Here is a 20812-nt window from a genome sequence, read left to right as displayed (position 1 = left end):
TAATGTGTACAGCACTAGTTTAGTTCCGCCCAGCTTTTCAATTGGGGAACTATTCCAAAAGAAAATATTGTAAGTCCTCAATACTGTAAGTATCGGGGAGTTGATAGCCGTTTATAAAAATAGTTGGGGTGTGCCTAATTTCCATGGCGTTACACCACTTGTCCATTGCTTCTAGCTTTTCATTCTGTTCTGGAAACTTTCCGTTAATAGGATGCTTTAATGAGAATTTTTCATAATCTTTTGAACCTGAATGATACCAGTCGTTTAATATTTCTTTTTTTGCTTCAGAAATACCGCCCTCTGTTGCACATAATAGATGCCTTACCACTTTTAAGGACGGGCTTTGCGCTTCATTTGCAATTTTAAATATGATTTTTACAGCTAAATCCGGAAATTGATCGAGTAGCTTTTCGATTTTCGTATGAGCCTTGCTGCATGGGCCGCAATAGGGGTTACATACTTTTATTAGCGTATTTTTAGGATGAGGGCTACCAATATCTATCCCTACCCCCTCAACTGGCAGGGTTATTTGCTTTTGCTTTCTTAAAAGAATATCATATATGTCAGTGTTGAATTTTACACGCAAATACTCACGTCGCAAGATTTTCCCTTCCAAAAGTTCAGCTATATAAGGTTTTGATATATACCAGATTAGGGCGGGCAAGAGATACAACAGAACCTCTCGGAAAATAAAATAGAAAGAATAACTATCATCTGTAAGAAGCAGACCGCAGACCAGGCTGTTGATTGTGCCTAAGATCAGCAAACCCTGAACAGCAAGACAGAGAACACACCAGTGTTTTTCAATCTTCCATTGATAATATATTGAAAATGCAGTGTAAGGAAGCGCCAAGATATTTAGCCATGCTATTCCTGCTATTGCATGAACTACAGGAGTTTCAGCAAGGAATAACGTTATCAATCCACCAGTGAAATAAAAAAATCCCAACTCACTCCAGCTTAGCCAAGTGAATAGTTTGGATTGTTTTCCTGTAAGTATAGCATTACAATTACCTTTTATTATGCCGGTACAGATTTTTTGCAACAATGGATTATTTTGATCCATTTCATACCATAACAAAAGTGAGGTTACAACTATCCCGCCAATCAATATAAGTCCCTGAAAATAAACACCGATTGAAATGGGTATGAACTGGCTATTGAGCACTTCAACAATTCTACGCAGAAAAAAAAAGGAAAGAATCGAAAATGAAAAAAATGCGAAAAAGTATTTTATTTTACTTATTATTTCTTTTCTGTGCCGGTTTAAATAATCCGTCTCTGCTGCAAGTTCTGTTGACTGTACACACATGTATACTCCCTGCCATCTCCTATAAAATTTTTCCCTAGATTCTGTCAGTTTCTCTTGGATTGAGTAGCAGACAGGAATTTATGCAGTATGCAATTCAATATGGAATCGCAAAAGTCGCCAGATACAACGGGTTTTAACGGAAACTAATTTGTACATAAAGTTTACAGCTTTGTATAGAGGGACTTTTATTCTTTTCATGGCATTGTTTTGTACAAAAGACCCTGGCCAATAAAGTGATTTTAAGACCTGAGTTGCAGAAAAATAACCCGGCTTTACTATCAGTACCTTGATATTGGGCGTATCGTCGCTTAAAAAATTACCGAACCATTGTGTTTTATACATTCTAAAATGGCCTCTTGTAGTCCGACTGGCCTTTGAGCATGGGAGCAATTTAGACTCTGACACTTTTTAGCAGAGATTGTTAAAGCCTTACCGAAATAACTTCTTCATTTAATATGTAAACATTGCACTTACAACCTGACTCAATTAATGCAATTTTGCCTATCTTTAAGCTATAAGAGCCTGTTTAAAAATGGGAAAATAAAAGAAATTAAAGGGCAAAAGTTAAAGGTCGAAAAGTCGTTTTATAAGTGACCAAACTCAAAAAGCGATGTATTCGACGAATTTAACTGATGCCCTCTTTTAAGGGTACATTATAGGGATGGACTGATGTATTTACTGAAAACAGGTTGTCAATGGCGGATGTTACCAAAAGAGTTCCCAAGATGGCAGCTGGTATACTATTATTATCGTAAGTGGGTTTATTTGGGGAGGTATTTGACATGATTTGAGATAAGCTGCGCGCTAAAACGCGGGTAAATCGTGGTCAGAAAGCTAAGCCAACGCTGGGTATCATGGACAGCCAAAGCATCCGGTGGGGCAATAACAGGTCATTGAAGAGCTATGATGGTAATAAAAAAGTGAAAGGGATCAAGCGACATGTGGTTGTAGACAAGAATGGGTTTTTGCTGGCTGTGATGGTTACGGTAGCTCATATTCACGATAGTCAGGCCGTAATGTGGTTAATGCGGGTGTTACAGGATAGCTATGTAAATATTAAAACAGTACTTGCAGATGGAGGGTATCGTGGTGAAATTATTGGAATGGTTAGAAAAAGCTTTGGATATGTTTTACAGGTGGTGATGCGTAGAGACCCGTCACAAATCTTCAAACCTGTCCATAAGCGATGGATCGTAGAAAGAACTTTTTCCTGGTTTGATAATGACAGAAGATTATGCCGTAATTATGAACTTCTCATGGAGTCTGCCGAAGAAATGGTCAAACTATCCGCTATAAAACATCTATTGAATAAATTTTAAACAGGCTCTAAGTTTTTTCCCACTTTCAAAAAGTGACCAAAAAGGTAAGCAGCCATTTGACACTCACGCAAAACATTGATTTTCATACAGTAATTGAAGTACATTCGACTCTTGTAGGGACGACTACAATCTTTTGAAGAAGTGATGCTGAACTGGCTGGTTACCCTAACTATTATTTGTTAGCTTATTTTTTTTCATAAAATGAAGGTTCGTATTATTTCTATGCCTACTTTTGACATACAATGAAAACAACAAATACTTTCTTTTTCTTTTATTACTTTTTCTTCTTTACACAAAGGAGCCGGGTAGTATTTGCGAAAGCTTAAAAGATAAAATGAATCAAAATACGATCCCGGCTCAAAGGCCGGGATTTTTTATACCCCCCAACCACCCACTATGAACAAAAGAATCGCAATTCAAGGATATGAAGGCAGCTTCCACCAGGTGGCCGCCATGCACATATTCGGTAAGAACATTGACGTAATTCCCTGTGATACTTTTAGAGAACTCATCAAAATAACGGAAGACAAAAAACAGTCCGACGGCGCCGTGATGGCCATCGAAAACTCCATCGCCGGCAGCATCCTGCCCAATTACAATCTCCTGCAAAAAAGCAAATTGAAAGTAACGGGCGAAGTATACCTCTCCGTCAGCCAGAACCTGATGGTCAATGCCGGTGTACGGTTCGAAGACATCCGCGAAGTGCACAGTCACCCGATGGCCATCCTGCAATGTCTCGACTACCTCGAAAAACACAACTGGAAACTGGTAGAAACAGAAGATACCGCGTTAAGCGCCAAACTGCTGCACCAGCATCGCCGCCAACACTCTGCCGCCATTGCCAGCAGACTCGCAGCCGAATTATTCGGACTGGAGATCCTGGCTCCCAATATCCATACACTTAAAAACAATGTGACCCGGTTCCTGGTGCTGCAAAAAGAAAATGATGCGGAGCCGGTACCTGATGCCGACAAAGCATCGGTTTATTTCCAGACCGATCATTCCAAAGGATCATTGGCCCGCGTGCTCACACATATTGCCAGCGCCGGCATCAACCTGAGCAAATTGCAAAGCATGCCCATACCGGGCAGCGATTTCAAATATGGTTTCTATGCCGATATGGAATTCGACGGCATGACACAGTTGAACGAAGTGCTGAAAGCCATGCAGCCACTGACCAATATGGTTAAGACATTCGGTATTTATAAACAGGGAAAACTGGTGAAAGGATGATACAGGTAAACACTGCTAAAAGGCTGGAAGGCATCGGTGAATATTATTTTTCGCAAAAACTGCGCGAAATAGAGGAGCTGAACAAACAGGGCAGGCAGATCATCAACCTGGGTATCGGCAGTCCCGATCTGCCCCCGCATCCCGATGTGATCAAAGTATTGCAGGACGAAGCGGCCAAACCCAACGTACATGCTTACCAGAATTACAAAGGATCGCCGGTGTTGCGAAAAGCGATCGCCGACTGGTATGCGAAATGGTATGGCGTAACGCTGAACCCCGACACTGAGATACTTCCGCTGATCGGCAGTAAGGAAGGCATCATGCACATCTGCATGACTTATCTCAACGAAGGTGACCAGGCATTGATCCCCGATCCCGGTTATCCTACCTATAGCAGTGCTGTTCGTTTATCGGGCGGTACTCCCGTAGTATATGAATTATCGGAAGCCAGCAACTGGGAACCCGATTTTGCGCAACTGGAAAAAACAGATCTCAGCAAGGTGAAACTCATGTGGGTGAATTACCCGCACATGCCAACAGGCCGCTTGCCGCAGAAAGACCTGTTCAACAAACTGATCGCATTCGGAAAGAAACACCATATACTGATCTGTCACGATAACCCTTACAGTTTCATTTTGAATGATGCGCCACTGAGTTTGCTGAGTGTGGAAGGAGCGAAAGAAACAGCCGTTGAGCTGAACTCGCTGAGCAAAAGTTCCAATATGGCCGGATGGCGCGTGGGGATGTTGTCGGGCGCGAAAGAGCGGATCGATGAAATATTACGGTTCAAAAGCAATATGGACAGTGGCATGTTCCTGCCCGTGCAACTGGCGGCAGCCAAAGCGCTGAGCCTCGGCAAAGACTGGTACGATGAAGTGAACGCGATCTATAAAGAAAGAAGAGAAAAAGTATTTGAATTATTGACCCTGCTCCGTTGTGCATTCGATACAAAACAGGCGGGCATGTTTGTGTGGGCAAAGATCCCCGCTTCGCATGCAAACGGTTTTGCCCTGAGCGATGCAGTATTATACAATGCAAATGTATTCATCACACCGGGAGGCATATTCGGTAAAGCCGGAGAACCTTATATCAGGGTCAGCTTGTGCGGATCGGTAGAACGGTTCACAGAAGCCATTAACAGGATCAGCAACGCAGGTATATGAGAGTAACGATCATTGGTACGGGATTGATAGGTGGCTCCATGGCCATTGCCCTGAAAGAGAAAGGCTTTGCGAAGCATATCATTGGGGTGGATAAGCATGCCGTACATGCAGAAAAGGCATTGGCATTGGGGTTGGTAGATGCAGTATTGCCATTGCAGGAGGCCGTAGCACAATCAGATCTGGTAGTGCTGGCCACGCCCATCAATGCGGCAGAAACTTTATTACCTCAAGTGCTGGATATGGCAGACCGCCAGGTAGTGATGGACGTAGGCTCCACTAAAAAAATGATCTGTGCTTCGGTAGCAAGTCATGCGAAAAGAGGACGCTTTGTGGCCACACACCCGATGTGGGGTACAGAATACAGCGGTCCGGAAGCTGCGGTAAAAGGCGCGTTCACCGATAAAGCCACTGTGATCTGCGATAAAGCCAACAGCGATGCCGATGCAGTAGCCTGTGTTGAAGAAGTATATCGGTTATTGGGCATGCACCTAGTGTACATGAACGCCGATGACCACGATGTGCATGTGGCTTATGTGAGCCATATATCACACATCACTTCTTTTGCGCTGGCCAACACGGTGCTGGAAAAAGAAAAAGAAGAAGACGCCATTTTTGAACTGGCCAGTGGTGGTTTTGAAAGCACGGTGCGATTGGCCAAGAGTAACCCCGCTATGTGGGTACCCATCTTTATGCAGAATAAAGAAAATGTGTTGGATGTACTGAATGAACATATTGCCCAATTGCGCAAATTCAAAGCATGCCTGGAGAAGGAAAATTACGATTACCTGCAGGAACTGATTGAAAACGCCAATGGGATCAGGCGCATATTGAAGTAAACAAAAAATAGCAAAGCCCTGTAGAAACGGTAACTTTGCGGCAAATTTTAATACATGACGACATTTGAAGGGTTGGGAATTGACGCCAGATTGATTCAGGCAACCGATGAGTTGGGGTATGTAAACCCAACCCCCATACAGGAACAGGCGATACCGGTTTTGCTCAGCGGAACCAAGGATTTTATTGGGCTGGCACAAACAGGTACTGGCAAAACAGCGGCATTCGGATTGCCTCTGCTGCACATCATCGATGCGGCGGCCAAACATCCGCAGGCGTTGGTGGTTTGTCCCACGAGGGAACTCTGCTTACAAATCGTAAAAGAAATAGAGCTCTTTAAAAAATACATCAAAGGTGTTTCAGTAGTAGCTGTTTACGGAGGTACTTCCATCGGACTGCAGATCCGCGACCTGAAAAAAGGCGTGCAGATCGTGGTGGCCACACCGGGCAGGTTGATAGACCTGATCGAAAGAAAAGCCATCAACCTGGAACAGATTGAATATGTGGTGCTGGATGAAGCGGATGAAATGCTGAACATGGGCTTCCAGGATGATATTGAATTCATCCTGAAGAATACCCCGCAACGCGAAAGCACCTGGTTATTCAGCGCTACCATGCCACCCGAAATACGCAAGGTGAGCAAACGTTACATGAAAGACCCGGTGGAAGTAACTGTTGGTAAAGTAAATACCGCCAACAAAAGCATCGACCACCAGTATTATGTAACATCGGCGCAGCATCGTTATCAAACATTGAAGCGCATCATCGATTTCAACCCCGGTATCTATGGTATCATTTTTACCCGCACGAAGGTAGACGCGCAGGAAATATCTGAACGCCTCACCAGGGAAGGATACGATATCGATGCATTGCACGGCGACCTTACACAGGTGCAGCGCGATAAAGTAATGGGTCAGTTTCGTGATAAAAGCCTGCAATTACTGATCGCCACCGATGTGGCCGCGCGTGGTATCGATGTACAGGGCATTACCCATGTGATCAACTACGAACTGCCCGATGATGTGGAAGTGTACACGCACCGCAGCGGAAGAACGGGCAGGGCGGGTAACCAGGGTATCAGCATTGCCATTGTGCATTCGAAAGAAATGTACAAGCTGAAGCAGATTGAACGAATCAATAATTCCAAGTTTCATAAACTGGATATTCCAAGCGGCAAAGACGTGTGCCGTAAACAGTTCTTTCATTTCATGGATAAATTGTTGTCGGCCGATATCAGTCACGGCGACTATGAGACTTATGTTCCCATGCTGGCCGAAAAATTCGCCGATGTGAGCAAGGAAGAAGTATTGAAAAGGGTAGCGGCGATGGAGTTCGACCGTTTCCTCAAATATTATGAAAACGCCGAAGACCTGAATGTGCGCGAGCGTGGAAAGAATGAGCAACGTGATAGTCGCGGCAACGGCAAGAGGGACGGAGGTGTTTACGAAAGCCGCAGGGACAGGGGTGGTAGTAACGGATACAGTCGCCTTTTTGTGAACCTCGGTACCAAAGACGGATTTTACAAAGCGAGCTTCCTGCAATTCATCCTGGACATGAGCGACCTGAAGAAAGAAGTGCTGGGCAGGATAGATATGAAAGACATGAACAGTTGGGTGGAGATAGAAAAAGGAGCAGCCAACCAGATGATCCGTGCGCTGGATGGAAAGAATTACAAAGGAAGAAGGATACGTATGAACGATGCCGATAGTGGCGGACGCCGGCTCAACAAACGTGGCGAAGCATAACAAGCAACAGACAATTCAATTTATATGGAGCAAGCAATTGACCAAAAATCAGCAGTGGAAGCGCTTTTGACCAAGCGCCCACTCATCATCTCAGGACCCTGCAGTGCAGAGACCGAAGAACAAGTGGTAGAAACCGCTAAACGTTTGGCGGCTACCGGTAAAGTAGACATCCTCCGCGCAGGTATATGGAAGCCGCGTACCCGTCCCGGCAGTTTTGAAGGGATCGGCACCAAAGGCCTTCCCTGGTTACAGCGTGCCAGGAAAGAATCCGGCCTGCCTGTGGCAATAGAAGTGGCTACCGCCAAGCAGGTAGAAGATGCCCTGCATTTCGATGTAGATGTATTATGGATCGGCGCACGTACTACCGTGAACCCGTTCAGCGTACAGGAAGTTGCCGATGCACTGAGAGGTGTAGATGTTCCCGTATTGATCAAGAACCCGATCAACCCCGACCTCGAATTGTGGATCGGTGCAGTAGAGCGTGTAGCAAAAGCCGGCATCAAAAATATCGGACTCATCCACCGCGGCTTCAGCTCTTATGGCAATACCGAATACCGCAACGCACCTATGTGGCACCTGGCCATTGAGATGAAACGCCGTAACCCCGGTCTGTTGCTCATTAACGACCCTTCGCATATCTGCGGAAGAAGAGATATATTACTGGATGTGGCACAGAAAGCGATCGACCTAGATTTCGACGGACTGATCATTGAAAGCCATATCGATCCCGATCATGCCTGGAGTGATGCCAAACAACAAATCACGCCGGAGCGCCTGGGTGAAATGATCAACTCGATTGTATGGCGTAAAGAAGATATCGATTCGGAAGCGCTGCATGCTGCCATGGAAAAAATGCGCCAGCAGATCAACCAGCTCGATGATGAATTGCTGCTGCTCCTCGGACAACGTATGAAAGTGGCTGAAAAGATCGGCCAGTATAAAAAAGACAACAACATCACCATCCTGCAAACCAATCGTTGGAACGCTATTCTTGAAAGGGCTTTCGCGAAAGGGGAGCAACTGGGACTGAGCAAAGAATTCGTGACCAAATATTTTGATGCTGTACACATGGAGAGTATCAATCACCAGAATAAGATCATGAATTCCTAAGCGGCAGCATGAAGAAGAAAAAAGTTTCGTTCGGCAATAGTGCAGTGGATTATTATTTCCATGCCGATTTTGCTCGCCTGGAAAAACTGGTAGCCAAAGAAAGAACCGTGATCGTCACGGATGAACATGTGTTCAAAACCCACCAGAAAAAATTCAAAGGCTGGAATACCATCGTGCTCAAGCCGGGTGAAGAATTCAAGGTGCAGCAGACGGTGGATGTGGTAATAGATCAGCTGATTGAATTGGGTGCCGACCGTAAGACGACCCTGGTAGGTGTGGGCGGTGGCGTGATCACCGATATCACCGGTTATGTAGCCGGTATCTATATGCGGGGCATTGCATGCGGGTTCGTGCCTACTTCATTGTTGGCCATGGTAGACGCTTCGATCGGCGGGAAGAATGGGATTGATGTAGGCGTATATAAGAATATGGTGGGACTGATCCGTCAGCCATCTTTTCTGCTCTTCGATCACAGTTTCCTGAAATCTCTTCCCAAAGTTGAATGGCAGAATGGTTTTGCAGAGATCATCAAACACGCCGCTATCAAAGACGCAGCCCTGTTCAAATTGCTGCAGTCGCACCGCCTCACCGATTTTCAGCGCGATGCACAATTACTGGCGAAGCTCATTGAAAGGAATGTACTCATCAAAACCAAAGTAGTGGTGAACGATGAGTTTGAAAAAGGAGAACGCAAGCTGCTGAATTACGGGCATACCCTGGGTCATGCCATTGAAAATATGTATGAACTGAGTCATGGGCAGGCCATCAGCATCGGCATGACGTATGCAGCATTGATGTCGAAACAGTTGAAAGGTTTCAAGCAGGCCGATGAACTGATAGCAGTGCTGGACAAGTACGGATTGCCCACGTTTGCCGAATTCGATACCAAAGAAGCGTTCAGGATATTACAGAAAGACAAAAAGAAAGACAACCAGCAGATCAGTTATATCCTCCTGGAAAAGATCGGTAAAGGCGTAGTACAGCCTTTGTTGTTTGTGCAATTAAAAGAAATTTTCAACCAGTTTACATGATCGTTACCGTTTCTCCATCTGTTATAAAAGGTGCTATCAGAGCGGCAGCCAGTAAGAGCAGTATGCAAAGAGCCTGCGCCGCCGCCCTGCTTGCCGGAACAACTACTACCATCGTTAATCCCGGCAATAGCAACGACGATCAGGCTGCACTGGATGTGATTCAGAAACTGGGCGCTGTTGTTACGAAAGAAGCCGATGGTAACATCGTTATCCATTCTAAAGGTGTTGCACCCTTGCACCCCGAGATCAATTGCGGTGAAAGTGGTTTGGGTATACGCATGTTTACACCCATTGCTGCGTTGAGTGCTCAGCCGCTCACCATCAATGGTACCGGCAGCTTGCTGACCAGGCCCATGGATTTTTTTGATGAGATATTACCTCAACTGAGTGTAAACATTCAATCGAATAAAGGACGTTTGCCGCTGAAGATACAGGGACCGCTGCAACCTGCAGACATCACTGTGGATGGTTCGCTCAGCTCACAATTCCTCACTGGCTTGCTCATGGCTTATGGCGCTGCAGGCGCTAACGGAGCTGTCATAACAGTGAACAACCTGAAAAGCAAACCTTATATCGATCTCACATTGCAGGTGATGCAGCATTTCGGGTGGGAGGTATCACACACCGATTATGAACAGTTCAGGTTTCAAAAAGTGAAACCTGCACCTGCCGCATTTACTTACACTGTTGAAGGTGATTGGAGCGGCGCGGCATTTCTGTTGGTAGCGGGAGCCGTAGCAGGTGATATTACCGTGAAGGGATTGGATGTGTATTCCACCCAGGCCGATAAAGCTATTTTACAGGCTTTGTCAGACTGCGGATGCAAATTATCCATTCGTCCTGATGAAATTGAAATAGGACCCTTGTCGCTAAAGGCATTCCATTTCAATGCCACAGATTGTCCCGATCTGTTCCCGCCGCTGGTGGCTTTAGCCGCCTGCTGTGAAGGAATTACGGTGATTGAAGGTGTGGAAAGGCTGGCCCACAAAGAAAGCAACCGCGGCCTCACTTTACAGGAAGAGTTTGCTAAATTGGGTATTGAAATCACATTGCAGGGTAACCTGATGTTGGTGAAAGGTAATACAGGTATGAAGGGTGCTGTTACCCATTCGCACCACGATCACCGCATTGCCATGGCCTGTGCTGTTGCAGCGTTAAAGGCAAACGGAGACGTGATCATTGAAGAAGCCGATGCCATCAATAAATCTTATCCCGATTTCTATGAACATATTCAGCAATTGGGAGCAGTGATAAAAATTCAAAAGTAAAGCCAAGCAGCCTTTTTAATTAAACACGCGTACTATGAACTCTTTCGGTCGCCTTTTCCGCATACATATTTTTGGTGAGTCGCACGGTGAAAGTGCGGGGCTTGTGATAGATGGCTGCCCGGCCGGACTGCCCCTGTCTGTGGAAGATTTTCTTACCGATATCGAGCGCCGCAAAGGCGGCAACCATAAAGGAACCACTCCCCGCAAGGAAGACGACCTGCCCATTTTTAAAAGCGGCATTTTCAACGGGCATACAACGGGCGCTCCCATTACTATTTTATTCGAGAACAAGAATACGCGCAGCGGCGATTATGAAAAGCAACGCGCTGTGCCGCGGCCGGGACATGCAGATTTTACCGCTCACGCCAAGTATGGCGGCTTTGAAGATTTCAGGGGAGGCGGACATTTCAGCGGCAGGCTGACGGTTTGCATGGTGGCTGCCGGTGTGATCGCGAAAAAACTGCTGGGGCATATACAGGTTGTATCCACCATACTTGAAATTGGAGGCGAGGCAGACCTGGAAAAAGGGCTGCAAAAAGCCATCGATGCCAAAGACTCTATAGGCGGTATTGTTGAGTGCCGGGTGAACGGACTGCCGGTGGGCTTGGGAGAGCATTTCTTCGATTCGGCAGAATCGTTGATCAGTCATGCTGTTTTTGCCATCCCCGCCGTAAAAGGCATTGAATTCGGAGCAGGCTTTGCCGCTGCCCGGATGTTCGGTACCGAGCACAATGATGCCATCGAAGATGCCAGCGGGAAAACGCGTACCAACCATGCTGGTGGCATAGTGGGGGGTATTACCAACGGCAATGAGTTGGTCTTCCGCATCGCCATCAAACCCACTTCTTCCACCCCTAAAGAACAGCAGACCTGGAACTGGGAAACCAATGCCATTGAGTCCTTCTCTGTCAAGGGCAGGCACGACCTCTGCATAGCCCTCCGGGTACCCGTGGTACTGGAAGCCGTAACGGCATTTACCCTGGTTGACCTGATGCTATTGGAGCAGCGGATCGGGCGTATAGGACCTTCATTTATGTTATGAATGGTCAGTTAATTGTAAAATAATATCCGCTAATATATTGATAACCAGCGCTGTTGGTGAATTGGCTTGCTTTTTGGCACGGTGTTTGGCCAGGGAGGGCAACTGTATTTATACACATCCTAATGAAAGCCCTCCTAAGCAACAGATAATTACCTAATTTGATTATGTGAATCGGAGGGTCGGTGTGCGATATACGATTAAACCGATTTTATGAAAAAGATCATCTACGTGCTCTTTCCCCTGTGCAGCCTTTTTTGGCTGGGATTCCGTATGGATACCCCGGTACAAAAGGTCAACGGCCTCATACAGCGGGATACAACAGTGGTACCCCGGACGGATACGCTGCCTTTACCGGCAGACTCCGTGAGAACCGACTCTCTGCTTAAAGCCGGCACCGATTCGGTGGCATTGGCCAAGCCTGCAACTGACTCGCTTTCGGGTGTGGAAGCCATCAGCTTTACAGGTATTGCCAGCTTTTACAGCTCCAACCTGGATGGTACCAAAACCGCCACTGGTGAAATATTTCGCAACAGCAAATACACAGCCGCGAGTAACCACCTCAAACTGAATACCTGGGTGAGGGTTACCAACCTCAAGAATAATAAAACAGTGATCGTTCGCATCAATGACCGGATGCATCCCCGCATGAAAAAGAGAGGACGTGTAGTAGACCTGAGCAGGGTAGCGGCCAGGCAATTGGATTTTATGAAGAGCGGACTGACAAAAGTTAAAGTGGAAGTAGTGTCCAAAGGCACAGTGGAATAATTTAAAACTGCTATATACAAAAACGGGAATCTGCCTGTACATTTGTTTTAACTAACAATTACTGTCTATGAAGAAAATCCTTCTAACCGCCATTGGAATTGGTTTATCAATAGCTTCCATGGCGCAGGAATTCAGTTACAAGAAAAGGCCCAGCCTGGGCATCAGTTTCTTTTTGCAGGATATGAAAACTGCGAAATTGCTCGAAACAAAATCGCTCCCCAGTGTTTTGTCGAATGGTTACTGGACCAAGATCAAAGACATGGATCCTGGATTGTCTATCCAGTATTTCGAAGGACTTACCGAACACCTGGATTTCATGGGTACATTGAATGGCTCATTTGTTACTTACCCTTTTTATTATAAAAGCGGAATCGCTACACCCACTAACAGCAAATTCTTGCTGGAAACAGATGCCAACCTGAACCTGAAACTGCTTACTGACAAGTACTTTTTAGTTCCTTATCTCAGAGCGGGTGTAGGCGCTTCTATGTATGGAGGCAGCTATTTTGCCGCGTATGCACCAATTGGTGTTGGGTTACAATTCAAGCTGGGAGAGGGTACTTTCGTTCATGTATTGGGAACCTATAAAGCAGCCGTAACCTCGCTGGCTGTGAACTATATGAGTTATTCCATCGGCATTGCTTCCCCGATTGTGGAAAGAAAGCAGACTGCCCTGGTAACGCCTCCACCGCCTCCGGCCGATAAAGATTCGGACGGAGATGGTATTCCCGATAGTAAAGACAAATGTCCCACTGTTCCGGGTATTGCCAAATACGATGGATGCCCCGTACCCGATACAGATGGCGACGGCATCAATGATGAAAACGATAAATGCCCTACCGTTAAAGGTGTTGCCAAATACGATGGATGCCCGGTGCCCGATACAGACGGTGATGGCATCAATGATGAAGAAGATAAATGTCCTACCGTTCCGGGTGTGGCCCGTTACCAGGGTTGCCCCGTACCCGACAGGGATCACGATGGCGTGAATGATGAAGAAGACAGGTGTCCGGATGTAGCGGGTACCAAAGCCAATTTTGGTTGCCCCGAAGTGAAGAAAGAACTGGTAGAAAAAGTGCAGAAAAATGCCAAAAACATTCTCTTCCTCACCGGCAGCGATAAGATAGCCACCAAATCTACCAAGGAGCTCAATGAGGTAGTGGCTGTGATGAAAGAAGATGCAGCATTGAAACTCGATATAGAAGGCCATACCGATAATGTAGGTAAAGAAGCCGCCAACCAGGTGCTGAGCGAGAAACGTGCTAAAGCCATTTACAAATACTTTGTGCGCAAGGGTGTAGATGCTTCCAGGCTGAGTGCCGCAGGATATGGCCCAGGCAGACCGGTAGCTGATAACAAAACTGCCGCCGGACGTACCCAGAACAGGAGGGTAGAGCTGAAGCTGAGATACTAACCTATCAATGATATAAGTCAGCGTTCAAAGGACAAAATGTAATATTTTTGACTTTTGAACGCTGACTTTTTAATTTTCTTTCTATGCAAACAATCACCGTAGAGGCCCTGAAAGCCAAACTGGATGCCGGTGAAACCATTAACCTGGTGGATGTACGTGAACCCCACGAAAATGCCGAATTCAATATCGGTGGCCTCTTATTGCCTCTTGGTAAAATACAGACCATGCAGGTAGAAGAGATCGACGACCTCAAAGACCAGGAAGTATTCATCTATTGCCGCAGTGGTAACAGGAGCGGACAAGCCTGCCTCATCCTGGAAACCATGGGTTATAAGAATGTTGTAAACGTAACCGGCGGTATGCTGGCATGGCAGGAAAAGATCGGCCGCTAATGGCCGACCTATTTGTCATTTAAAATTGCAGGTTCAATCCGATCATGTAATTGGTTCCGGCCATCGGGTAATACCCATTGCTGGTAGTCAGTGCACTGTTGCTGATATAACTGTAGGTATATCCGTTGGGCTCATACTTTCTATTGAAGAGGTTATTCACCTGCGCCACTAAACGCCATTCTTTCAAACCTTTGTTGCGAATGGTATAACCAATGCGGAGGTCTTCTGTAAAATAAGCATTCAATTTACGTTGCTCATCCTGGCTGTTGTCCATATACTGTTTGCCAACATATTTACTCAGCAGACTGCATTCGAGATGTTGAACCGGTAAAAAGTCAAGGGTCAATCCGCCTACCATGTGGGGCGAAAAAGAGATGTCGGTATTTTGATGTGCTACCGATTTTTGTCCGCCAGTATCGTAATTATCGATGTATTCAGTAAATGCGTTGATCTTGTTGCGGCTGATGCTGAAGTTGCCGCTGATATGCAACCAGGGTGCCGGTCTGGCACCTGCCTGCAGTTCTACTCCCATCCGGTAACTGTTGGGTGTGTTGATGCGTGTGTAAGCACCTACATCGTTGATCTGTCCGGTTAGCACCAACTGATTGCGGTAATACATGTAATAGAAGTTGACGCCGTAATAATAAGCAGCTGTTCTTTTTTCCATTCCCAATTCAAAGTCGTGCAGGGTTTCTGCTTTGGGTTGGTTAACAGGACTGGCCTGGAAATCATCCCTGTTGGGTTCTTTATGTCCCAGTGCATAACTCAAATATCCCTGCCATCCGTTGTTGGTATAAGTGATACCGGCTTTAGGATTGATGAAATCGAAGTCCCTTTTCACATTCAACCCTGCATTGCCTTCAAACCCTTTCATGGTGTGGCCCACATGGCGGTATTGCAGGTCGGCAAAGCTCAGCCAGTGCGCGTTGATGCGATGTTGCCATTTCAGGTATGCATGTTGATCTGTTTTTACCGCAGGATAACTATAATAACGGAAGTCTTTGAGCGCATTGCTCAACTGTATCCATGGCAGGGTACCGAAATGCGAACCATCGTATTTGGTCCATCCGCCACCCAGCGTAATTTCATCCTGGTTTTTCCGGTATTGCAGAGAAGCGATCTGTCCGTAAAAATAATTATCGAGCCAGCGCTGGCGCACCAGGTCGGACTGGGTAACCGTTGTTCCACCCACAGTGAGGTTGGGCAGACCGTAATCGGTAAATACTGCATTGGCTTTGTACTCTTCATAATAACCATATCCTCTGGTAAGGAATACCGCGGTGTTGAACAGCCAGTTGTTGTTGAAAGAGTGGTTAAAGAACAACTGGTAATGTGTTTGGGTATAGTTGTCCGTTTGGTTGTTATAAGGATATCCCGGTTTTTCGGTACCGGCAGGGTTGTAAGTCCGGTGCGTTGCAAGTGAATCCTGCGGAACACCATACCATGCCTGGTATGTTTTTTCTTTACCGGAGAACAGGTTGAAACGGAGTGAAGATTTTTTATTGAGATAAGCGGCGCTCAGGTAAAAAGATTGGAGGTCGCTGCTGGCGCGATCGATATAGCCGTCGCTGGAAACGCGGCTGAGCCTTGCGTCGATGGTGAAATGATCGTTGATCAAACCGGTTCCGGCCTTGATGGTATTTTTCCAGGTATTGAAAGAACCGAAGCTGTTGTTCAGTTCACCATAAGCCTGGTCATGGTATTCATTGGTAGAAAGGTTGATGGTGGCGCCGAATGCACTGGGGCCGTTGGAAGAAGTGCCCACTCCACGTTGAACCTGTATACTGTTGACGGAGGAAGCAAAGTCGGGCAGGTCTACAAAATAAGTGATCATGCTTTCTGCATCGTTGTAAGGAATGCCGTTGAGTGTTACGTTGATCCTGGTGGCATCGGTGCCGCGGATATGAATGGCTGTATAGCCTACACCATTACCGGCATCGGAATTCACAACGGTTGATGGTGTTTGGTTGAGGAGGAAGGGAATGTCTTGTCCCAGGTTGCTCTTAGCGATCTCTTCTTTGGAAAGATTGGTTTTGGCAAAAGGCGCCAGCTCGGCGGCTCTTACAGATTTTACTTCCAGGGGTTCGAGGAAGAATACCGAAGGGATCAATTGTATGGCGATATCGGTAACCGAGTCGTTGGCAGGGATGGTGGTTGTGTAAGACTGGTAGCCCAGGCTGTTAATGGTGCAGGGGTAGCTGCCTTTGTGTTGTTTGCCAAAAGTAAAATGACCAGCTTCATCGGTCAGGCTGTTCTTTGATCCCAATGATACCACCACACCTGCGAGGGGCGAACCGGTACTGCGATCGGTAACAGTACCACGGATAAAAGTTCTATTGCTTTGCGAAAAGACAGAAACGGATAATAAGGCCAATAGGATAACGCCCGGTAATTTTTTCATGTTAGTTCCTTTATGAGTACAATAATGGAACAGGGGAATGGGCGGAGAGGATAACAGGAACTGTACACCTTCCCTGCGCAGGCATTACCCTGTTCAGGTTCAACGGGTATTATCTCAGCCAAAGGAATAGTGCTTGGCACTTTTTCCTTCAGCACCCCGAGGAATGTAAAGTGCAAAATTAAAAAATGATGGAATGAAGGCCAAGTGTAACTTTAACACGGAGCTTTCGTTATACGAAAAAACAGGGGATATGAAAAAATGGCTGCTGGTGGTATTGATGGGAGTGTGCCTGTTGCAGGCAGGTGCGCAGGATAAAAATATTGTCAGGGATGACAATGTACAAGTGCGTCCCATCAGTGGGTTTACCGGTATTGAAGTATCGGGTGCCATCAGCCTCTATCTTTCCCAAGGCAATGAAGAAGCGGTGGCGGTGAGCGCCGGCTCTGATGAAGATGCCGGACGTATCCGCACGGAACTGAAAAATGGTGTATTGCATATCACACCTCAAAAAAGCGGCTGGAGCTGGAGCAATAAACGCATGAAAGCCTATGTAACTTTTAAAACCCTGAAAAGGATAGAAGCTTCCGGGGCCTGCAATATCCGGCTCACAGATGCGGTGAAACTCGAAAAACTCGAGATTGAATTATCCGGTGCCAGTGATTTTTCCGGTAAAGTGCAAACAGCGTTATTGCGATTGGTAGCCACCGGCGCTTCCAGGATTACCATATCGGGCGAAGCGAATAAGACCCAGGTAGAAGCATCGGGTGCCAGTGGCATCAAAGGATACGAACTGTATACCGATTACTGCAAGGTAAATGCTTCCGGCGCTTCATCAATCCATCTCACCGTCAATAAAGAAATAGACGCCAGCGCCAGTGGCGGAAGCGGTATTTATTATAAGGGACAGGGGCTGGTGCGTGACAGCAATATCAGCGGCGGTGCCACCTTCAAAAGAAAAGCCGAAGACTAAACCGGCTGATTTTCAATATTTATTTGGAAGCTAATTCGTATACCCCTACCTTTGCAACCCAATTACATCGCGAGGTAGAGCAGCGGTAGCTCGTCGGGCTCATAACCCGAAGGTCGGAGGTTCGATCCCTTCCCTCGCAACGCAACAGAAAGGCCCCATCAGGGGCTTTTTTAGTTTTAGGCCTAACTTTGTGCGGGTTCAAAAAACAGGAACATTGAAAGCAGGATTTGTAAACATATTCGGAAAACCCAATGCCGGCAAAAGCACTTTGCTGAATGCGCTCGTGGGCGAAAAAATGGCTATTGTATCGTCCAAAGTGCAAACTACACGCCATCGCATCAAGGCTTTCCTGAATAAGCCGGGCGAATACCAGGTGGTCTTTTCAGACACGCCGGGTATCATCGATCCGAAATACAAACTGCATGAACGTATGATGGATGCCGTGAAAGGCGCCCTGGAAGATGCCGACCTGGCGCTGCTGATCGTAGACGTCAAAGACGATTGGGAATCATGCCATGCTATTTTCAGTGCATTGAAGCTGACGGTACCTGCTGTTGTAGTACTGAACAAAACAGATGGTGTAAACGGCAACAAGATAACCGAAGCGGAAACTTATTTTTCCAAGCAACCCTATTGCCGGAAGCTGGTAAAAATATCAGCCCTCCGGCATGAACACCTGGATAAACTGTTGGATGTCATTTTGACCTTTTTACCTGAAGGCATGCCCTTTTACAGTGAAGAGGACCTGAGCGATATGCCGACCAAGTTTTTCGTGGCTGAAATGATCAGGGAGAAGATCTACGAATTGTTTGGCGATGAGATACCTTATCATACCGCTGTTATGATCAATGAGTTCAAAGAGAAGGAATCCCTCGTGAAGATCCAGGCCGATATCATTGTGCAGCGGGAGACCCAAAAAGCCATCATCATTGGCGATAAGGGTAAAATGATCAAACAGATCGGTATGAAGGCAAGAGCAGATATCGAAGGGTTCATTGGTCAGAAGGTCTTTCTTGAACTTTTTGTGAAAGTGAGGCCCAAGTGGAGGGATAATGAAATGCAGTTGAAAGAATACGGGTACAATTGAATAATTTGGTAATTCGACAATTTGGCAATGGCGCCATTTTTTATAAAGTGTTTATTTTAAATGAGTTGCGTTGACTTATTTATAGATAAATCAGACATCAGAAATCAACAAATCAGAAATTATTATGAGCGGATATACAGTTGCAATAGTAGGTCGCCCGAATGTGGGGAAAAGTACGTTCTTCAACAGGATGTTGGAGCACCGCAAAGCTATTGTGGATGATGTGAGTGGGGTTACACGCGACCGCCAGTATGGGATGACCGATTGGAATGGGAAACAGTTCAACGTAATCGATACGGGCGGATTTGTTTCTGGGAGCGAAGATGTATTTGAACGGGAGATCGCAAAGCAAGTAAAAATTGCAATAGATGAAGCTAATGCAGTGGTTTTCATGGTAGATGTGACTACAGGCATTACTCATCTCGATGAAGCGATGGCTGAATTATTAAGGAGGGCTACCAAGCCTGTTTACCTGGTGGTGAACAAAGTTGATAATGGGCAGCGGGAACTGGAAGCCGCTGAATTTTATAGCATGGGTTTTGATCATAACTTCTTCATTAGCAGTATCTCAGGAAGCGGAACGGGAGAATTATTGGATATGATCACGTCGGCCATTGCGCCTGAAGAGACAGAAGAAGTGCGTCGGGAAGATGGTCTGCCCAAGTTTGCGATCATTGGCCAGCCCAATGTGGGCAAGTCGTCTTTGCTGAATGCCCTTATTGGCCAGGAAAGGACCATTGTAAGCGATATTGCCGGTACTACCAGGGATACCATCCATACCCATTATAAGCTATTTCAGAAAGACTTCATTTTGATTGATACGGCGGGTATCCGTAAGAAGAATAAAGAGAAAGACGACCTTGAATTTTATTCTGTTATCCGGGCCATAAGGGCTATGGATGAGGCAGATGTTTGCCTCTTGTTGCTGGATGCAGCCAAAGGTATCACCGGGCAGGACGTGAGTATTTTTAGTTTGGCTGCACGTAAAGGAAAAGGCGTGGTTGTGTTGGTAAATAAATGGGATCTCATTGAAAAAGAGACGAATACAGCGCGTGATTACGAAAAAAACCTGAAGATGAAATTGGCGCCTTTTACCGATGTGCCGGTTCTTTTTGTTTCAGTGAAAGATAAAACGCGGATTTTCAAGGCAATAGAAACGGCACTGGAAGTATTTGATAACAAACAACGCAAGATACCTACCTCACAACTGAACGAAGTAATGCTGAAGGCGGTACAGGCATATCATGCCCCGGTGGTGAGAGGAAATACTGTAAAAATTAAATATGTTACCCAGCTGCCTACCCATGTGCCTTCCTTTGCTTTTTTCACCAATTACCCGGATGATATCAAGCAACCATATAAAAATTACCTTGAAAACCAGCTAAGAACACAGTTTAATTTTAAGGGGGTGCCGGTGCGGATATTCTTCAGGAAGAAATAAAATTTATGCGTTAAAATTTGCATAATTCAACCTGGCAACTATCTTTGCGCCGTAATAAAACTCTTTAAAAAACAAGTACAATGAAAAAAGTATTCGCTATCCTGGCCGTTGCTGGCGTAATGGCTGCTTGTAACAGCGGTGAAAACAAAGAAGCTGCTAAAGATTCAACTGCAACTGTAGCTCCTGCTGTTGATTCAGCTGCCAAAGCTGCTGCTGACACCACTAAGAAAGCAGATACAGCTGCTAAAGCTGCTGTTGACACTACTAAGAAGAAATAGTATTTGT

At 46.0% G+C, this 20812-nt stretch carries 19 protein-coding genes, 1 tRNA gene and 1 riboswitch; of the genes, 18 read left to right on the top strand and 2 right to left on the bottom strand.

Annotated elements, in window-relative coordinates:
- Positions 1 to 49: 49 nt before the first annotated feature.
- Complete coding sequence (locus BLU98_RS12760) at positions 50 to 1312, bottom strand: vitamin K epoxide reductase family protein (protein ID WP_092725127.1); 1263 nt, start codon at positions 1310 to 1312, stop codon at positions 50 to 52.
- A 669-nt stretch (positions 1313 to 1981) separates the two neighbouring features.
- Here BLU98_RS12760 and BLU98_RS18120 point away from each other — a divergent pair.
- From BLU98_RS18120 to BLU98_RS12690, 13 genes are all read left to right on the top strand, one after another.
- Positions 1982 to 2098 (top strand): transposase, encoded by a 117-nt coding sequence (locus tag BLU98_RS18120; RefSeq protein ID WP_092725125.1) that lies wholly within the window; start codon positions 1982 to 1984, stop codon positions 2096 to 2098.
- An 11-nt stretch (positions 2099 to 2109) separates the two neighbouring features.
- Positions 2110 to 2631, top strand: coding sequence for a transposase (locus BLU98_RS12745; RefSeq protein ID WP_307777218.1), 522 nt, complete (start codon positions 2110 to 2112; stop codon positions 2629 to 2631).
- A gap of 396 nt (positions 2632 to 3027) precedes the next feature.
- Positions 3028 to 3864 (top strand): prephenate dehydratase, encoded by an 837-nt coding sequence (locus BLU98_RS12740; RefSeq protein WP_092725123.1) that lies wholly within the window; start codon positions 3028 to 3030, stop codon positions 3862 to 3864.
- Positions 3861 to 5027: a pyridoxal phosphate-dependent aminotransferase gene (locus tag BLU98_RS12735; protein ID WP_092725122.1), complete on the top strand. Its 1167-nt coding sequence runs from the start codon at positions 3861 to 3863 to the stop codon at positions 5025 to 5027. The genes BLU98_RS12740 and BLU98_RS12735 overlap by 4 nt, the downstream gene beginning before the upstream one ends.
- Positions 5024 to 5863 (top strand): prephenate dehydrogenase, encoded by an 840-nt coding sequence (locus tag BLU98_RS12730; protein ID WP_092724654.1) that lies wholly within the window; start codon positions 5024 to 5026, stop codon positions 5861 to 5863. The genes BLU98_RS12735 and BLU98_RS12730 overlap by 4 nt, the downstream gene beginning before the upstream one ends.
- Before the next feature lie 54 nt (positions 5864 to 5917).
- Complete coding sequence (locus BLU98_RS12725) at positions 5918 to 7606, top strand: DEAD/DEAH box helicase (RefSeq protein ID WP_092724652.1); 1689 nt, start codon at positions 5918 to 5920, stop codon at positions 7604 to 7606.
- Positions 7607 to 7630: 24 nt separating this feature from the next.
- A complete protein-coding gene (locus BLU98_RS12720) occupies positions 7631 to 8716 on the top strand; it encodes a chorismate mutase (protein WP_026773690.1) in 1086 nt (361 codons plus the stop codon).
- Between the two features lie 8 nt (positions 8717 to 8724).
- Positions 8725 to 9747 (top strand): 3-dehydroquinate synthase, encoded by a 1023-nt coding sequence (aroB, locus tag BLU98_RS12715; protein ID WP_092724650.1) that lies wholly within the window; start codon positions 8725 to 8727, stop codon positions 9745 to 9747.
- Positions 9744 to 11015, top strand: a complete 1272-nt coding sequence (gene aroA, locus BLU98_RS12710; protein WP_092724648.1) for a 3-phosphoshikimate 1-carboxyvinyltransferase — start codon at positions 9744 to 9746, stop codon at positions 11013 to 11015. Before aroB ends, aroA begins: the two co-directional genes overlap by 4 nt.
- Before the next feature lie 34 nt (positions 11016 to 11049).
- The gene (locus BLU98_RS12705) at positions 11050 to 12057 is read left to right on the top strand and encodes a chorismate synthase (RefSeq protein WP_092724646.1); all 1008 of its coding nucleotides are present in this window, start codon (positions 11050 to 11052) and stop codon (positions 12055 to 12057) included.
- 210 nt (positions 12058 to 12267) lie between these two features.
- The gene (locus tag BLU98_RS12700; RefSeq protein ID WP_092724644.1) at positions 12268 to 12822 is read left to right on the top strand and encodes a septal ring lytic transglycosylase RlpA family protein; all 555 of its coding nucleotides are present in this window, start codon (positions 12268 to 12270) and stop codon (positions 12820 to 12822) included.
- A 67-nt stretch (positions 12823 to 12889) separates the two neighbouring features.
- A complete protein-coding gene (locus BLU98_RS12695; RefSeq protein WP_092724642.1) occupies positions 12890 to 14236 on the top strand; it encodes an OmpA family protein in 1347 nt (448 codons plus the stop codon).
- Positions 14237 to 14319: 83 nt separating this feature from the next.
- Entirely contained in the window at positions 14320 to 14628 is a 309-nt protein-coding gene (locus tag BLU98_RS12690; protein ID WP_092724640.1) for a rhodanese-like domain-containing protein, read from the top strand.
- A gap of 19 nt (positions 14629 to 14647) precedes the next feature.
- On the opposite strand, the gene BLU98_RS12685 is transcribed toward BLU98_RS12690, so the two are convergent.
- On the bottom strand, positions 14648 to 17029 hold the full coding sequence (locus tag BLU98_RS12685; RefSeq protein ID WP_092724638.1) for a TonB-dependent receptor: 2382 nt from the start codon (positions 17027 to 17029) through the stop codon (positions 14648 to 14650).
- A 53-nt stretch (positions 17030 to 17082) separates the two neighbouring features.
- Positions 17083 to 17198: riboswitch (TPP riboswitch) on the bottom strand.
- Positions 17199 to 17279: 81 nt separating this feature from the next.
- On the opposite strand from BLU98_RS12685, the gene BLU98_RS12680 reads away from it, so the two are divergent.
- The 5 genes from BLU98_RS12680 (at position 17280) to BLU98_RS12660 (ending at position 20805) form a co-directional block, all read left to right on the top strand.
- Positions 17280 to 17999, top strand: a complete 720-nt coding sequence (locus BLU98_RS12680; protein WP_257574966.1) for a head GIN domain-containing protein — start codon at positions 17280 to 17282, stop codon at positions 17997 to 17999.
- 68 nt (positions 18000 to 18067) lie between these two features.
- Positions 18068 to 18139: transfer RNA gene (locus BLU98_RS12675), tRNA-Met, on the top strand.
- 74 nt (positions 18140 to 18213) lie between these two features.
- Positions 18214 to 19086: a GTPase Era gene (gene era, locus BLU98_RS12670; protein ID WP_092724634.1), complete on the top strand. Its 873-nt coding sequence runs from the start codon at positions 18214 to 18216 to the stop codon at positions 19084 to 19086.
- 124 nt (positions 19087 to 19210) lie between these two features.
- A complete protein-coding gene (gene der, locus BLU98_RS12665; protein WP_092724632.1) occupies positions 19211 to 20527 on the top strand; it encodes a ribosome biogenesis GTPase Der in 1317 nt (438 codons plus the stop codon).
- 80 nt (positions 20528 to 20607) lie between these two features.
- Complete coding sequence (locus BLU98_RS12660) at positions 20608 to 20805, top strand: hypothetical protein (RefSeq protein WP_092724630.1); 198 nt, start codon at positions 20608 to 20610, stop codon at positions 20803 to 20805.
- The last annotated feature ends 7 nt before the right edge of the window (positions 20806 to 20812 follow it).

Source organism: Hydrobacter penzbergensis (assembly GCF_900106985.1).
GTDB classification, from domain to species: Bacteria; Bacteroidota; Bacteroidia; order Chitinophagales; family Chitinophagaceae; genus Sediminibacterium; species Sediminibacterium magnilacihabitans.
Note: the sequence above shows the minus strand (reverse complement) of the source record. Positions and strands in the feature narration are given on the sequence as shown.

Excerpts from the sequence above, each read along its gene's own strand:
- BLU98_RS12760 (WP_092725127.1), bottom strand. The coding sequence starts at position 1,312 with ATGTGTGTACAGTCAACAGAACTTGCAGCAGAGACGGATTATTTAAAC.
- BLU98_RS18120 (WP_092725125.1), top strand. The coding sequence starts at position 1,982 with ATGTATTTACTGAAAACAGGTTGTCAATGGCGGATGTTACCAAAAGAG.
- BLU98_RS12740 (WP_092725123.1), top strand. The coding sequence starts at position 3,028 with ATGAACAAAAGAATCGCAATTCAAGGATATGAAGGCAGCTTCCACCAG.
- BLU98_RS12735 (WP_092725122.1), top strand. The coding sequence starts at position 3,861 with ATGATACAGGTAAACACTGCTAAAAGGCTGGAAGGCATCGGTGAATAT.
- BLU98_RS12730 (WP_092724654.1), top strand. The coding sequence starts at position 5,024 with ATGAGAGTAACGATCATTGGTACGGGATTGATAGGTGGCTCCATGGCC.
- BLU98_RS12725 (WP_092724652.1), top strand. The coding sequence starts at position 5,918 with ATGACGACATTTGAAGGGTTGGGAATTGACGCCAGATTGATTCAGGCA.
- BLU98_RS12720 (WP_026773690.1), top strand. The coding sequence starts at position 7,631 with ATGGAGCAAGCAATTGACCAAAAATCAGCAGTGGAAGCGCTTTTGACC.
- aroB (WP_092724650.1), top strand. The coding sequence starts at position 8,725 with ATGAAGAAGAAAAAAGTTTCGTTCGGCAATAGTGCAGTGGATTATTAT.
- aroA (WP_092724648.1), top strand. The coding sequence starts at position 9,744 with ATGATCGTTACCGTTTCTCCATCTGTTATAAAAGGTGCTATCAGAGCG.
- BLU98_RS12705 (WP_092724646.1), top strand. The coding sequence starts at position 11,050 with ATGAACTCTTTCGGTCGCCTTTTCCGCATACATATTTTTGGTGAGTCG.
- BLU98_RS12700 (WP_092724644.1), top strand. The coding sequence starts at position 12,268 with ATGAAAAAGATCATCTACGTGCTCTTTCCCCTGTGCAGCCTTTTTTGG.
- BLU98_RS12695 (WP_092724642.1), top strand. The coding sequence starts at position 12,890 with ATGAAGAAAATCCTTCTAACCGCCATTGGAATTGGTTTATCAATAGCT.
- BLU98_RS12690 (WP_092724640.1), top strand. The coding sequence starts at position 14,320 with ATGCAAACAATCACCGTAGAGGCCCTGAAAGCCAAACTGGATGCCGGT.
- BLU98_RS12685 (WP_092724638.1), bottom strand. The coding sequence starts at position 17,029 with ATGAAAAAATTACCGGGCGTTATCCTATTGGCCTTATTATCCGTTTCT.
- BLU98_RS12680 (WP_257574966.1), top strand. The coding sequence starts at position 17,280 with ATGAAAAAATGGCTGCTGGTGGTATTGATGGGAGTGTGCCTGTTGCAG.
- der (WP_092724632.1), top strand. The coding sequence starts at position 19,211 with ATGAGCGGATATACAGTTGCAATAGTAGGTCGCCCGAATGTGGGGAAA.
- BLU98_RS12660 (WP_092724630.1), top strand. The coding sequence starts at position 20,608 with ATGAAAAAAGTATTCGCTATCCTGGCCGTTGCTGGCGTAATGGCTGCT.